Source organism: Stieleria sp. JC731 (assembly GCF_020966635.1).
Classification (GTDB): domain Bacteria; phylum Planctomycetota; class Planctomycetia; order Pirellulales; family Pirellulaceae; genus Stieleria.
Genome location: NZ_JAJKFQ010000001.1, coordinates 1,352,324 through 1,365,468, shown reverse-complemented (window position 1 = coordinate 1,365,468; position 13,145 = coordinate 1,352,324). Strand labels below are relative to the sequence as shown.

Below are 13,145 nucleotides of genomic sequence, written 5' to 3'. Positions count from 1 at the left end.
TCAACGAATCGAAACACCTGGAAACAGGGACTGAGACAGACAATCGTTGACTCGCACGTGGGATCTCCACCGTTCATGTCTGCCCCCGAATCGCTTCAGCACGCAACATCGTCAAATCCGGACCAACGTTCTTTAGAACACCTGTCACCCGAATCCGGGATCGTTGATTCGGCCGGCGGACGGTCTCTGCTTTGGTTTGCCGCGGCGACCTTGTTGGGAGCCTTCTTGGTTTTCCAAGTCCAACCGATCATTAGCAAATGTGTGCTCCCATGGTTCGGTGGCACCCCTGCGGTTTGGACAACCTGCATGCTGTTCTTCCAAGTTCTCCTGTTTGCAGGGTATCTCTACGCACACCTGCTGCGAACGTTTTGTGCCCCGTTCGTCCAAGCCATCATTCATCTATCGCTATTGTGTGTGGCCGCATTGATGGTTCCGATCGAACCGACCGATGCTTGGAAGCCAACGGGAACGGAATCGCCGATGTTCTACCTGCTGTGGATGTTGGCCAGGCATGTCGGCTTGCCGTACTTTGTTCTATCCAGCACAGGACCGCTGATCCAAGCTTGGCTAAGTTTGCAAGATAGCAGCGAACGCGTTTACCGCTTGTACGCACTCTCAAATGCCGGATCGTTGTTCGCGCTGCTCAGCTACCCGTTTTTGTTCGAACCGGTTTTGTCCGTTTCGAACCAATCGACGCTTTGGTCTTTGCTGTTCCTTGCCTTTGTCTTGGTTCAGGGTTACGTCGCGACCAGCTTGCTGCGAATGCAGCGTCAAAGTCCATCTCATCCCTCCGAGGGCACAGAAGTTTCGTCGACCGATACGAAGGTTCCAAAGAAACAACTGCTCGCCTGGATAGCTTTACCAGCCCTTGCCAGTGTCATGTTGTTGGTCGTCACCAATCACGTCTGCCAAGACATTGCCGTTGTGCCATTCCTGTGGGTACTTCCGCTAAGCCTTTACCTTGCCAGCTTCATCGTCTGCTTTGATTCACCGCAGTGGTACCGTCCGAAACCGATCGCAGCGGTAACGTTGGCGGCACTGGCTTTGATTCAGGGCAAAACAATGCTACCCGGTAGCGTCCAATTGCTCGCCGAGGCAACTTGCTACATGGTGATGTTGTTCGGCGCGTGCTTGCTATGCCATGGGGAAGTCGCGCGATTAAAACCGGCCACCAACCGTTTGACGCTCTACTACGCCATGCTCTCTGCTGGTGGCGCACTTGGAGGAATCATCGTCGCGATTGTTTGTCCGCTACTGCTGAACAACCACGCCGAATTGCCATTCTTTGTCGCGCTGGTAACCGCGTTGACGTTCCTATTGTTTTTCGCCTGCAAGGGATGGAACCAGCCCAACTATGACTGGGCCGCTGCTGCTCGGCTAAAGTTTGGCGCATTGCTGGTGATGGTCACACCAATCATCACGATGGCCTTTGTTTCAAACCATCGAACGATCGCATCGCAGAGAAACTTCTTTGGTGTTCTGAAAGTCCGTGAAAAGCCTCTGGGGATCTGTTTGGTCCACGGCAGCACATTGCACGGGATGCAGCGATACGAACCTAATCAGGCACAACCGACGACTTACTATGGCCATGAAAGTGGTGTCGGCATCGTCACAAAATCACTGCAACAACAACATGAGTCACTTCGAATCGGAATCGTAGGGCTCGGCTGTGGAGTCTTGACCACATACGGACGTCCTTCGGATCAATACGATCTGATCGAAATCAATCCCGCCGTCATCGACATTGCAGACCGTTACTTCACCTTCATGCGTGATTGTCCAAGCCAATTGAATCGGCACATCGGTGACGGACGTTTGGTGCTCGAACGGATGCATGATAAGAAGTTCGATCTACTAGTTCTTGATGCCTTCAGCAGTGACGCGATCCCGGCGCACCTTTTGACGCGCGAATCCCTTCAGCTTTACAAACAGCGGCTCGCCGAAAATGGTGTGCTCGCCATCCACACCTCCAACAATCACCTCGAATTGTCACCGTTGGTGCATCGACTCAGTAGCGATGCGGGTCTTGAAAGCCGAATGTTGGAAGGCATTGGCAACAACGAGATCGGCACAACGCATTCGACATGGATGATCATTGCCAAGCCTGGACACAAGATCTTTGAAATCGAAGGACTCGCCAAAGCCACGAAGGCAACCGAACAGATGCTACGTGAAGCTCCACTGTGGACTGACCAACATCACGACCTGGTTAGTGTGTTGCGTCTGTGGCAATAATGCATGCTAAAACTCACGCGGTGGTCGGCTACTTCTCAAAGTCGACACCGCATTGCAAGCATTTGAATACGAGATTGAAGAATCTCTTCTGATTCGACTTGAAATCGCCGACCTGAGTTTGCTACCGTCGGATTCGACGTCCTCAGGATGCGCGCCGAAAGTTATCTAAAAAGGCTCAGGTTTAGCCCTCGGTCCTGCCGAGTACTTAAACTGTTTCCGCTTGCTTTGCGCTAGCAAGAGTCTCTTTAAAGCTGAATGGATTGCATCCTGGGACATGGATCGCGGCGCTCTTGGCCGATGCGGAAACGATTGGAGAGCAACAACGGACATTGTTGCGCGTCAATCCGGCCCCGTCGCTCAATCTCGCCATCCGATGCACCTTTGGTTACCGCTTTCGGTCATCGGCATCGGTATAATCCTCCCATCGTCACCGGAGCAAAGCTCAGATGCAAATCTACGGCCCCTTTCGGGTTAGCACTACACAATCAACTTCCAACGTCCAAGCCACCGGCAAGGTCGCTGGAAACGAATCGACTCGCGCAGCCGAGCAAGTCACCAGCCGTGGACCGGTTGATCAGCTTGACTTGAGCTCATCAGCCGCCAGCGCGAGCCGTATTGACGGTCAGAACGCAGTCGCTGGTGAAGGCATTCGCTTTGAGCGAGTGGCTGAGATTCGCCGTCAAATCGCTGATGGTGCATACGACACCCCAGAAAAAATGGACGCGGCCCTGGATCGCTTCCTCGATCTACTCGGCTAAACGCCGTCTGGACCAGTGGGCATTCATGCCCGGGGGGGCAGCGATGATTGCCCCCGTAAGGCTTGGTAATACAAGCACCGGTCGCTGTCTGAAAACCTAGGCAAGTTAGCGCTCACACGGCTGAAGGTGCGGTCATCCGCATCGAACACCGTTCGGCTCTCCGAAATCTCGCGCTACAAGTTTTCAGACGGAAGCAAGGTATGCGCTGCGAATCCGTTGTAGGTATTCGTGGCCAGCCCTAACACGCAAGAGATCTGAACGAGAGTTCCCGCCATTCGATTCGGGGGAATCTCGCCACCTTATCAAAGATCTTGGTCGCCACCGGAGCCGATTCTCGACCGATCGCGTTTCCAGCATCGCAAAATCCCTCTGCCGGGCGACAGCCATTTGATCGCCGTGTAGACTGTGGATGTACTGCCGTCGAGCTTGCTCAATTCTTCTCTGAAAACTGTTTCTAGTTCATTGTCTGAAACGTCAAAGATGCCCGATCAGACCACTGGTGATCCCGTGGCAACCAAGGTCGAACCTCTCAAGGTTTCGCTTTCGCCACAGGAGCGTTTTAGCGAATATCTGCAGTCACGTGGTTTAAGACAAACCAATCAACGCAAGTTCTTGATCGATCAAGTTTTCAGCCAGCACGATCACTTTGACGCCGAAGAGCTCATCGAACGTCTTCCTCGACGTGGTGAACCGAATTACGTCAGCACGGCGACCGTTTATCGTACGCTACGTGAATGCGTCGACGCTGGGCTTCTTAATAGTTTTCAGCTCGATGGCCGAACGGTTTACGACCATGACTACGGCTACCCCCAACACGACCACCTGTACTGCACACGGTGCCGCAAGCTGTTGGAATTTCAGAGCGACGAACTGATCGCGATTCGAGATTCCGTCGCCGCATTGCACGGATTTCGTGTCGAAAGCCATCGAATGATCATTCAAGGCATCTGCCGTGAATGTTCGCGAAGTCGACGTAAAAAGCGAAAGCAAGATCTCGTCTAGCAAGCCATCGTCATGGCAATTGCCTGGATCACATTACGCGATCGAGACCTCAGGGACACGTAAAAACAGTACCTGGTCGGTCGCAGTCCTCGGGTACTATCCCAAAATCTGCTTGAAGATCGCCGCCAAAATGGGCTCGTTCTTATCGAAGTCGCGGCTTTCGGCTTGCAATTGAACGACAAGGACATCCTCTTCGGGCCAGTCCGGAAGGTTGTCCAAAACGACAAGCCGACTGACGATCAGCAGATCCAAATAGTAGAAACGCAAATCGGTTGCTTTCGTATCCTCCGGCAGTACCTCCATCGATGTTTGATCTCGCTCCGGGTGGTCATACTCGGACGTGATCGCACCAACGATGCCTTCGACCAATTCATCCACTCGGTCAGCCTGCGTACGTTCGATAGCTAAAAAGCCGCCACCTGGGATGTCCAATGTGACACCCTGGTCGCCTTCGTCTTCGTCACGCTGGGCGACTTCCCAGTTATCGGGATAGAGAAACCGGATTCCGAAACTGTCAAATTGGGCGGGCATTTCAAACGGAGCAGGGAAGGGGAGTCGGGAAATTACCGATCGGGTGACGAACACGTCAGCCTCGAAAACTACATCTTGCGTTCGATGGCACTTCGCTGGTAGATGTCATCTTTGTCAATCAAGCCTCAACTCGAAAGCGACCATCCGATCCACCACCATTCGGCGGATCTGCCCAAGGGACCGAAATGGTCACTTGGGAAAACCGTCGAAGGCTGCCAACTGGCGGGCTCGATATTGTTTCAGGTCCAGCCGCTTAGACCTAGATCAAACTGGCAACGTGAACCGTTTGCGACCGAAAGGAGTTGGGCGCTGAATTGGCAAACGACTTTTCTGCGACAAACGCCAGCCACCCCAATTACTGCTCGCACAAATAAATGGACGCCCGTGCTTGGCTGAATCTATGCATGATCGCGCTCTGTATCCAGCTTTGTGGATGCCGCACGATCCGTAAGATTGGCAACAGCGGCGAAACCTTGGGTGCCCGACGGCTTTCGCGTAGCGGCATGGAATTCATGCGTCAGGGGCAATGGGACCAAGCCGAGCACCTTTTTGAAGAAGCCTTGGTGCTATGCAAGACTGATGACCGTGCCCATCGGGGGCTTTCCGAAGCGTACTGGAATCGCGATCAGAAGGAAGCCGCCATCCGGCACATGGAAACGGCGGTCAAACTAAGCGAACAAGACCCGCGTCTGGTCGTTCGGCTAGGGCAGATGTACCTGGAAGTCGATCGCCTGGAGGATGCCCAAAAGCAAGCCGAGATCGCTTTGTCATTACAGCGGGATATGGCAGAAACATGGGTGCTGTGCGGTGACTGCCTAAACGCGCATCAAGATCAGGACGAAGCTTTAGCCGCGTACCACCGCGCACTGGCGTTACAACCCGATATTGTCGATGTCAAAATGCGAGTCGCAGAAATCTACCTCAACCACGAGCGTTATGACCGGGTCTTGGCGACCCTCGATCGCGCCGAGGATGAAAGTGCGATCGGATCGCTGCCGACACGCGGACACATGCTGCGTGGCATCGCGATGAAAAATCTCGGTCGTCCCGAGTTGGCAATTAAACATTTTGCCAAAGCAAAGCTGCTGGCCCCGGAGATGGCCGAACCTCGCTTGCAGATCGCGGCGATTCGGCTCGAACAAGGTGACAAGGCTGGGGCAAGCGAAGAAATCGCCGAAGCGATCCGTCTGAATGAACCTCTGGTCGTTGAAAGCGGTTGGTCGGCGTTCCTGTTAACCCCAGAACAACTTGCCGCGACAAAGGCTGCTGAGGAACGAAAACTGAGGTAGAGTTGTTCGATCTCCTCACAGGCCCCATCAAGGCATCATGCAGTGGCCCGGTGATCCTCAACCGAAGTATCAGGATTCGTCTGATTAATCCGGCTATAGCGATTGATCGTTCGTCAATCTGCCCGTGCAGTCGCCCATGACTGTTACACGCGGGTTTTCCTGCGGACGGTCTCGTTAGTTTTCTCCCGCATCATTCCGCCCGGTCCCCAGCGGTAACCTACGCTTGGGTGACGAACTGTGTAGGCCGATGCGGCTCGGACGAATGTTTCTTCCCGTTCGTCAACCGCATCATTGTGGCAGTTGCCCCACACTGGCGTGTTTTATTTGCAGCCGGTGATGCCCATCAGGATTGGTAGGCCGACGGATCGGAACTTGCCCACACAACCACGTTCCTTCACTAAATGAGATCTTTTCATGTCGCTCTCCAATACCGAGTCGCTGCAAGCGTCCGACCTGGTAACTTCTCATCCGATCCCAACGACTTCTCAATCATCTGCGACATCGTCCAATCAGTCTTCCACAATGAATGGCGGATTTGTCGATCGACGAAAACAGGGCGGGTCCCGAACCTCAGGTGAACGACGACAATTCGGAAGTTCACACGATGGGTTGTCACATGCCGGCCGAGAACTCGCATTGGCCATCGACCGATACAAACTGCAACACCACCGACGTTACATCACCTGTGACGAGATGCTGCATGTGATTTCGCAGCTGGGCTATCGCAAAGACTGATCCGCGTTAGCGAACAAATAATTTTTGAAAGCCACGGTCAACAGGCCGTGGCTTTTTTCGTTCGGTCAATGATATCGCATCGATCCGACATCATTTGATCATCGGCTGCAACAATTGACGTCGCGTTACGACGGATTGCGTATTGTCGTGATCATCACACAGAAGCGCGACCTCGCTGGCAGCATCATACAAACGAAGCAGGACTTTCAAGTGACGACCGTGAATCGATTCGCGAATCACCGGTCGCACTTCAGCATCCGCCCCTGCGGTCGCTAGTTCCGAATAACGCACATAGCCAACAATCCGCTTCTTGTTTCGGACCAAGACGATCGGATGGTTCTGACGTCGCGCGCGATTTGCTTCTTCTTCACTGAGCGGCATATCAACCGTTGCCAAGCGATCAAGTGGCACGGCATACGAGATCGCCATCTGACTGCCAGTATCAAATAACTGTTCGACAAGTGACCTTTGACCGGAATGAAGCACGCCTGCTTCTTCGCCCGCCCGAAGGATCTGCATGAACTCACCACGTGCCATCGCTAAACGCAAGCGAAGTGGTGTCTGCCCGGTCACCAAGCTCAATAAAATCGACAAGCCTGCTAACACCATCGAAACAGGCAAGAAGACAACCGTCGCCAGCAAAATCAGCGGGCTGACAAGATTCAACAACCGATAAGGCGCCTGAAAAAACCAATACTTCGGCAGCAATTCGCCAAAGACGAACACGATCGGTGTCATCAACATCGGTCCAATCAATTCAGCAGTCGACGAGGCCCCGAACAACTCCCCGACCAGCATCACAATCGCAAAGCTGGTTAGAAAGTTGGCGATGTTGTTACCCACCAACGTAGTTGCGACAAAGATCGTTGGACGGTTGATCAACCAAATCATCGCCCGTGCCGGTGGCGAACCATCGAGTGCATCGAGCACCAATCGAGTCCGGCTGACCCGATATAGCCCCGTTTCGCTGCCGCTAAAGAATGCGCTGAGGACCAATCCGAAAAGGAAGATCGCGATCGAGAACATGATCATCAGATGCCATCTCCTTCCATTGAGCTTGCATCGTCAGCCTGGATCCGTTGGGCTTCGATCCGTACCCGTTCGTCATCTTGTTCGATGACCGTCAGGCGGAAACCACCGAGGATGGCCTCATCGCCCAATCGCGGTAACCGTTCATTGTGCCGCTGAATAAAACCAGCCACCGTCGCGATCGAACCTTCGGGTGTATCCACGCCGAGCCGCTTGGAAAACTGGCGTAGTGAAACACCGCCCGAAACTCGGTAACGGTCCGGCGCACACACCTCGATCGCGTCTGACACTGTCGCTTCGTCAAACTGATCGTGCTGTGGGGCAAGCATACGTCGGAAAATCCGATCGATCGACAAGGCTCCTATCCCGTCGCCGTATTCGTCGACGACAACTGCGACGCTGATATCTTGTTCGTTCAATTGGCTCAGCACCCGCGCCACCGGTGCGGACCAGGGAACGTAGATCACCGGTTCGACATACTGTTCGAAATGGTCCATTTGGCTCGGACGCAGCAGACGAACCGCGACCGTCCCCACCATTCGATCACCTTCATCATCAGTGACGATCACATAGCCACCAGGAATCGGACCTTCGAACACCGATTCACGAATCAGCGGAGGTTCGACAAGCTTCAGTTTACTACGTGGACGCATCAGCTCGCTGGCACGCATGTCAGCGATCTCAACCAAACTTCGCAGGGCTAAACGCTCACGAGCCAGCAGGGCAGCATCATCGGTACCGAGTTCAACCGCCCGTTCGATGTCCGCCAGATCGATCTCCGTTTCGGGTTGAAACGTCGGCCATAGCAATCGCCCCGCCAACAGATTCGAAGTTCGCACGATCGGCAAAATGGGACCGATCAATCGCACAGCCATTCCCATCGGCGGCGCCAAAAGGATCGAAGCTTTTCCCGGTGCCAGGACGGCGATACTTTTGGGCAACATCTCGCTGAAAAAGATGATCACCAACAGGCTGCTGATCGTAAACGCCGCGGCGACACTCGTCCCCGCATTGGGATCCGCTTCCAACTTACCAGCCACGATCGAGGCGATCGCAAAGTAAGTCATGTTGATCAAGAGATTCCAAAACAAGATCGCCGAAAGCAGCAGCTCGGAATCTTCGAGCAGTCGGTGAGCGATGCGTCCCCCGACGCCCCCACGTCTTAAGCGTCTACGATCGCGGGCGCCCAACGAAAACAGCGCCGCTTCGCTTCCGCTGAACAGCGCACTGAGCACAATCAGAATCGCCATCGGCATCAGCCATCCGGCATGCGGCGCTAGCGTACTCAATCAGCTATTCCCTTCGGCACCGCGGTCGCGTTCCAAAGACACATCAAATTCACTTAGTGCCGGAATCATTAGAGCGGCAATCGTAAATCCGTATCCGACCGCCATTGAAAAGAATACGAACAGGTGATCGGTCTGCAACAGAAACTGTGTAATCGAATAAAAGGTGATCAACGGTAGCGTGAACGATGCCAAGAAAATTGCACTCGAAGGGTTCCGCCATCCCAGGGACGCAAACAGAGCCGCCCCACCACCAAGAATCATCACCAAGAACGGCGCCAACTGCAATTGGAACGCACCACGGAAACTAACCATGATTGTCATGCAAATCGCAACACCGACACACAGAAAGAAAACCGTTCCTAAACTCGCCAAGGTCGCAGTTCGACCGGCAACATAGTTCATCCCCGAATGGATGCCCAACATCGCGACGAACATATACAGCACGATCGCGCCAAGCACCGCGTAAACCATGTTCTCGAATGTCATCACACCTTGGTAAGCAAGAAATCCCAACAAGACGACCGGCAACAGGATCAATTCCTTGCCGACGAAGAAGACGCCCAACAACTTACCAAACACGAATTCACGTGGGCTTAGATCGGTCACCAGCAGCAGATCCAACGCCAACCCGTCACGTTCACCGGTCACCGAATTGACCGCCAGTGCATTGACCAACACCAGACTGATGACTCCGATCGCCGCGACAGGCAGGGTGGCTGCTGGCAACGCGCGACCGATTCTAGCGGCAGGCTCAAACGCCGTTCCGTCACGCATCTGTCCGTAGATAACGGCCGCCCCCAAAAGAAACAGCAAGGCAAACGCAACCCGGATCACGACGACCTTTCGGCCGTACGCCCAAGTTCGCACTTCACGCCACAAAACGGGATTGCTCCACACGTGCCGTGGCTGGCGCACTTTCCAGCTGCTTGGCGATTCCTGCGATTCGGCTTCTTCACTAGTCTCCGGCTCCGGAGCTTTCATGCGGACTTCACGCGACGGATTCCAGATTCTCACCCGCATCACGCCGACAGCCAAAACCAAGACAGTTCCAGCGACAGCAAGACCACAAAAAACCGAAATCCCTAACGAAGTCTCCGCAGACAAGCTCGCCAACGGTGATGCCGCCGCGGCCAATGCCCGAATCGGGCTAATCGCTAAACGAAAAGCCTGCGACATCTCTAAGGTCGCAATCGCGATCTCGCTAATGCCTAGCAACATCAGCAGGATCAAAACGGTCAACGCGATCGCTTGAAATGTTTTCTCGCGCCAAAGACCAACCACCGTTCCGATCGAACCGGCGAAGACCACGGTTGCTGCCGTTACCAGAAACACAGACAAAACCTGGGCCGGCGATACACCACCTAGCAACGGCAAGACAAGGAACAAGGGCAGGGCAGCGAGCAACATCGCCAACGGACCCAGAAGAGTTGCCGTTAGCTTTCCGACAACGACCTCAAAGCCACTTAACCGCGTCATCAGCAACAGGATCAAAGTCCGTCGATCCTTTTCCTGTGCAACGCTGGAAGCCGAACCGACCGCCGCCAGACTGGACAACACCAGCAGCTGCAGGGGTGACAATAGCGAGAACATCCAGCCACCGAACCGAGCGGAATCCGCAACGGTCGACAACGAACGCGAACCGTCCAGCACAAGGTATCCGGTGCAGATCAGCCCGAACATCGCCAAAACGTACAGCCCTCTAGAGAGGTAAGTTTTGGTTCGCTTGGGAAGAACGATCGCTTCGCGGTTAAATACGGGTCCGAACATCAAGCCATCAATGATTTAGGAATGGAGCAATCGCTGGGGGGCGAAGGCAACAGATTATTGTCCGCCGCAGCCACCGGCAATGGTCGTGGTCAAGCGGCGAGTAACATCAACCACCGCCGAGAGGGGAAACGGAGCACGGCATTCGGCAGATTCTAAACAATCCGCACAACCGCGCTGAACTGCCAATTGAATGACTGTTCTTTATTACACCCTTAGGTTGCGTGCCATGATGCACGGATCTACGCAGATTGGTGGGCTATGTTTCGGTGGCTGCGCCCAATTCCCTGCGAAAATCACTCAATAACCATATTCGATATGAAATTCCCACACTTTATCCATTCCGCAATCTCGCTGATGCGAGATGAGGACGGCACGACGGCGGTGGAATACGCCGTGATGCTGGCCCTCATAGTTGCTGTCTGCATCGGATCAGTCATGAGTTTGGCCACAGAAACGCAAAAAAGCTTTGACGACTCAGGAGCGGCAATCGCTGGAGCGATGGCCAACTAGCCCTGGCTTGATCCATTTTAAATCTCAAGAAACCGCCTGGTCCCGCTGCTCGGTCCAGGCGGTTTCTTTTTTTTGGCAGGACCGATACTAGCCGCACTGAAAAATGAACTCTGCGCGAAGACCGCTCGGTCAAGCCGATGCCGAACTAGGTTCCGCCTTGTCGTGCCGATACATTCTAGGGATCAGCTTCGATTGCCCCCTTCAAAACATTCTTATGCGAATCGCATTGACCGGAGCGACCGGTTTTCTCGGCCGTTACTTGATCGACGAGCTAAGCCCCAAGCATGACCTTCAGGCTTGGCATCGCGGAGAAAAACCGCCCGCCAATGAATCTCCAGTCATCTGGATTAGCGGTCAACTCGGTACGCCTTGCACGACCGGTCCGCTTGTCGAAGGCGTCGACGCCGTGATTCACAGTTGCCTTTATCGAACAGGGGAATCGTTCCTGGCAGTTGGCGACGACCCGATCGATTACTGGGAAAAGAACACAACCGGCTCACTGCGTTTGCTCGAAGCGGCGAAGCAGGCCGGGGTGAAACGTTTCGTCTTCATCTCCTCCGGTGCCGTCCATGATGATGTGCTGCCTGGACAACCGCTTGATGAATCACATCCCCATCGTCCCAACACGCTATACGGTGCTTACAAAGCCTCTGTGGAATCTTTGGTCCATCACTATGGCAGTGATTCGAGGATGTGTAGCGTCAGCTTAAGACCGACAGCGATCTACGGTGCAGCCAACCCGATCGACCAATCCAAGTGGTATGAACTGGCTCAAAATGTCGCCGCCGGCAAAAGCGTTTCGGCAACCGGCGGAAGCAAATGCGTGCACGCACAAGATGTCGCAAAAGCTTGCCACCTATTATTGAACGCCGACGCCGAAATTAGCGGGGAAACGTTCAACTGCTGCGATCGCATGATTAGCGACTACGAAGTGGCTACCATCGCGAAAGAACTGACCGGCAGTTCGGCGACGATCGAAGGCCCTCAGAAGACAGCCAAGAATGCGATCGTCACCGATAAACTTGAAAAACTGGGCATGCGGTTCGGCGGTGAATCGCTGCTGCGTTCCACCGTCGAACAGCTGCTAGCCGCTTAGGCTGTGCGACGACGACGCAGCGCGAGTCCAACGAGCGCGACAGACAAACACGCAAACGAAGATGGCTCCGGGATCGCAGTAATGAAACGCAAGTTATCGATCGCTGCGTAGGCAGGTACGTTCAATCCGAACGTTGTGTCAAAGTCACTCGATTCAAGTGAGAAAGCCAATGACTTGGATTGCCCAAAACCGCTCAAGTCAACCGTTTGCCAACCTTCGAGATAGTCATCGGTATCGAAAACCGCACCATCGAAACGGGCAAGGTCGATCGTCTCGCTTCCTGTCTTGACGCCCGAAGCATCGAACCCAGTCATCGTCAATGACAGAAAGTCACCGGGTGAGAATTCTAACCCAGTGCTGAATCCATCGATCCCGTCGCGGAAATAGAGCGCGGTGTAAGTCGCATTCGCAATGTCGATCGACGCCAAGTCAACAAGGTCATCGAAGTACAGCGAAGCCGAACTGAGCGATTGCCCCGTTGGTGTTGTCGCGGTTCCGGTGTTGACCATTGCGTAGTTCTGACCAACGACTGCACCGCCGGCGCCATCGGACCCACCACCGGGCAAGGCTGCGAATTGATTTGTAAACCCTGGGTCGGTCGTGTTGCTATAACGCGAGTAGGAAAAACCTGGGCCGTATTGCTGTGTAGCGAAACTGACACCCTTGCTGGTGAATGCACCGGTGGGCGCGTCTTGCCCATAGCCGTTGTAGACATCGCCGCCGCCAAGCATTTGCATTCCAAAGACTTCAGGAAGCGTCGCGTCGTATGAATTCAGGTCTTCAAAGTCGACCACGGTTTCTGCACTTCCGCTTGCGGCCTGCAACAGGCAAATGGCAATCGTCATCGCAGGCACAATAAATCGTTTCATGGATTCAGTTTCAAATTAAAGGTCAATCAGGTTGC

12 protein-coding genes are annotated in these 13,145 nt (G+C 54.1%); 7 read left to right on the top strand and 5 right to left on the bottom strand.

All coding sequences use genetic code 11. The annotated features are described in order from the left end of the window. The first annotated feature begins 75 nt into the window (after positions 1 to 75). From LOC67_RS04485 to LOC67_RS04475, 3 genes are all read left to right on the top strand, one after another. Positions 76 to 2,235: a fused MFS/spermidine synthase gene (locus tag LOC67_RS04485; protein WP_230261313.1), complete on the top strand. Its 2,160-nt coding sequence runs from the start codon at positions 76 to 78 to the stop codon at positions 2,233 to 2,235. Between the two features lie 446 nt (positions 2,236 to 2,681). Further along, positions 2,682 to 2,993 carry a flagellar biosynthesis anti-sigma factor FlgM gene (locus tag LOC67_RS04480; RefSeq protein WP_230261312.1) on the top strand — a complete coding sequence of 104 codons (312 nt, stop codon included), beginning with the start codon at positions 2,682 to 2,684 and terminating at the stop codon, positions 2,991 to 2,993. A gap of 480 nt (positions 2,994 to 3,473) precedes the next feature. Continuing rightward, positions 3,474 to 3,995 carry a Fur family transcriptional regulator gene (locus tag LOC67_RS04475; RefSeq protein ID WP_230261311.1) on the top strand — a complete coding sequence of 174 codons (522 nt, stop codon included), beginning with the start codon at positions 3,474 to 3,476 and terminating at the stop codon, positions 3,993 to 3,995. Between the two features lie 96 nt (positions 3,996 to 4,091). Here the strand turns inward: LOC67_RS04475 and LOC67_RS04470 are convergent, their stop codons facing one another. Further along, complete coding sequence (locus LOC67_RS04470; protein WP_230261310.1) at positions 4,092 to 4,526, bottom strand: hypothetical protein; 435 nt, start codon at positions 4,524 to 4,526, stop codon at positions 4,092 to 4,094. A 374-nt stretch (positions 4,527 to 4,900) separates the two neighbouring features. Here LOC67_RS04470 and LOC67_RS04465 point away from each other — a divergent pair, with 374 nt between their 5' ends. Together LOC67_RS04465 and LOC67_RS04460 are read left to right on the top strand one after the other, a co-directional pair. Continuing rightward, positions 4,901 to 5,815 (top strand): tetratricopeptide repeat protein, encoded by a 915-nt coding sequence (locus tag LOC67_RS04465; RefSeq protein WP_230261309.1) that lies wholly within the window; start codon positions 4,901 to 4,903, stop codon positions 5,813 to 5,815. A 414-nt stretch (positions 5,816 to 6,229) separates the two neighbouring features. Next, a complete protein-coding gene (locus tag LOC67_RS04460) occupies positions 6,230 to 6,550 on the top strand; it encodes a hypothetical protein (RefSeq protein ID WP_230261308.1) in 321 nt (106 codons plus the stop codon). A 90-nt stretch (positions 6,551 to 6,640) separates the two neighbouring features. Here LOC67_RS04460 and LOC67_RS04455 read toward each other — a convergent pair whose 3' ends face one another. The 3 genes from LOC67_RS04455 to LOC67_RS04445 are packed head-to-tail and all read right to left on the bottom strand — an operon-like array spanning position 6,641 to position 10,635. Beyond that, positions 6,641 to 7,582, bottom strand: a complete 942-nt coding sequence (locus tag LOC67_RS04455; protein ID WP_230261307.1) for a CNNM domain-containing protein — start codon at positions 7,580 to 7,582, stop codon at positions 6,641 to 6,643. Continuing rightward, complete coding sequence (locus LOC67_RS04450) at positions 7,582 to 8,868, bottom strand: CNNM domain-containing protein (RefSeq protein WP_315861027.1); 1,287 nt, start codon at positions 8,866 to 8,868, stop codon at positions 7,582 to 7,584. The genes LOC67_RS04455 and LOC67_RS04450 overlap by 1 nt, the downstream gene beginning before the upstream one ends. Further along, positions 8,869 to 10,635: an ABC transporter permease gene (locus LOC67_RS04445; RefSeq protein ID WP_230261306.1), complete on the bottom strand. Its 1,767-nt coding sequence runs from the start codon at positions 10,633 to 10,635 to the stop codon at positions 8,869 to 8,871. Positions 10,636 to 10,950: 315 nt separating this feature from the next. Here LOC67_RS04445 and LOC67_RS04440 point away from each other — a divergent pair, with 315 nt between their 5' ends. Continuing rightward, positions 10,951 to 11,145 (top strand): Flp family type IVb pilin, encoded by a 195-nt coding sequence (locus tag LOC67_RS04440; protein ID WP_230261305.1) that lies wholly within the window; start codon positions 10,951 to 10,953, stop codon positions 11,143 to 11,145. A gap of 214 nt (positions 11,146 to 11,359) precedes the next feature. Further along, positions 11,360 to 12,241, top strand: a complete 882-nt coding sequence (locus tag LOC67_RS04435) for an NAD-dependent epimerase/dehydratase family protein (RefSeq protein ID WP_230261304.1) — start codon at positions 11,360 to 11,362, stop codon at positions 12,239 to 12,241. Here LOC67_RS04435 and LOC67_RS04430 read toward each other — a convergent pair. Next, a complete protein-coding gene (locus LOC67_RS04430) occupies positions 12,238 to 13,110 on the bottom strand; it encodes a DUF4465 domain-containing protein (RefSeq protein WP_230261303.1) in 873 nt (290 codons plus the stop codon). The genes LOC67_RS04435 and LOC67_RS04430 overlap by 4 nt on opposite strands. Positions 13,111 to 13,145 lie beyond the last annotated feature (35 nt).

Coding starts and splice junctions, on each gene's coding strand:
- LOC67_RS04485 (WP_230261313.1), top strand. CDS start 76: ATGTCTGCCCCCGAATCGCTTCAGCACGCAACATCGTCAAATCCGGAC.
- LOC67_RS04480 (WP_230261312.1), top strand. CDS start 2,682: ATGCAAATCTACGGCCCCTTTCGGGTTAGCACTACACAATCAACTTCC.
- LOC67_RS04475 (WP_230261311.1), top strand. CDS start 3,474: ATGCCCGATCAGACCACTGGTGATCCCGTGGCAACCAAGGTCGAACCT.
- LOC67_RS04470 (WP_230261310.1), bottom strand. CDS start 4,526: ATGCCCGCCCAATTTGACAGTTTCGGAATCCGGTTTCTCTATCCCGAT.
- LOC67_RS04465 (WP_230261309.1), top strand. CDS start 4,901: ATGGACGCCCGTGCTTGGCTGAATCTATGCATGATCGCGCTCTGTATC.
- LOC67_RS04460 (WP_230261308.1), top strand. CDS start 6,230: ATGTCGCTCTCCAATACCGAGTCGCTGCAAGCGTCCGACCTGGTAACT.
- LOC67_RS04455 (WP_230261307.1), bottom strand. CDS start 7,582: ATGATCATGTTCTCGATCGCGATCTTCCTTTTCGGATTGGTCCTCAGC.
- LOC67_RS04445 (WP_230261306.1), bottom strand. CDS start 10,635: ATGTTCGGACCCGTATTTAACCGCGAAGCGATCGTTCTTCCCAAGCGA.
- LOC67_RS04440 (WP_230261305.1), top strand. CDS start 10,951: ATGAAATTCCCACACTTTATCCATTCCGCAATCTCGCTGATGCGAGAT.
- LOC67_RS04435 (WP_230261304.1), top strand. CDS start 11,360: ATGCGAATCGCATTGACCGGAGCGACCGGTTTTCTCGGCCGTTACTTG.
- LOC67_RS04430 (WP_230261303.1), bottom strand. CDS start 13,110: ATGAAACGATTTATTGTGCCTGCGATGACGATTGCCATTTGCCTGTTG.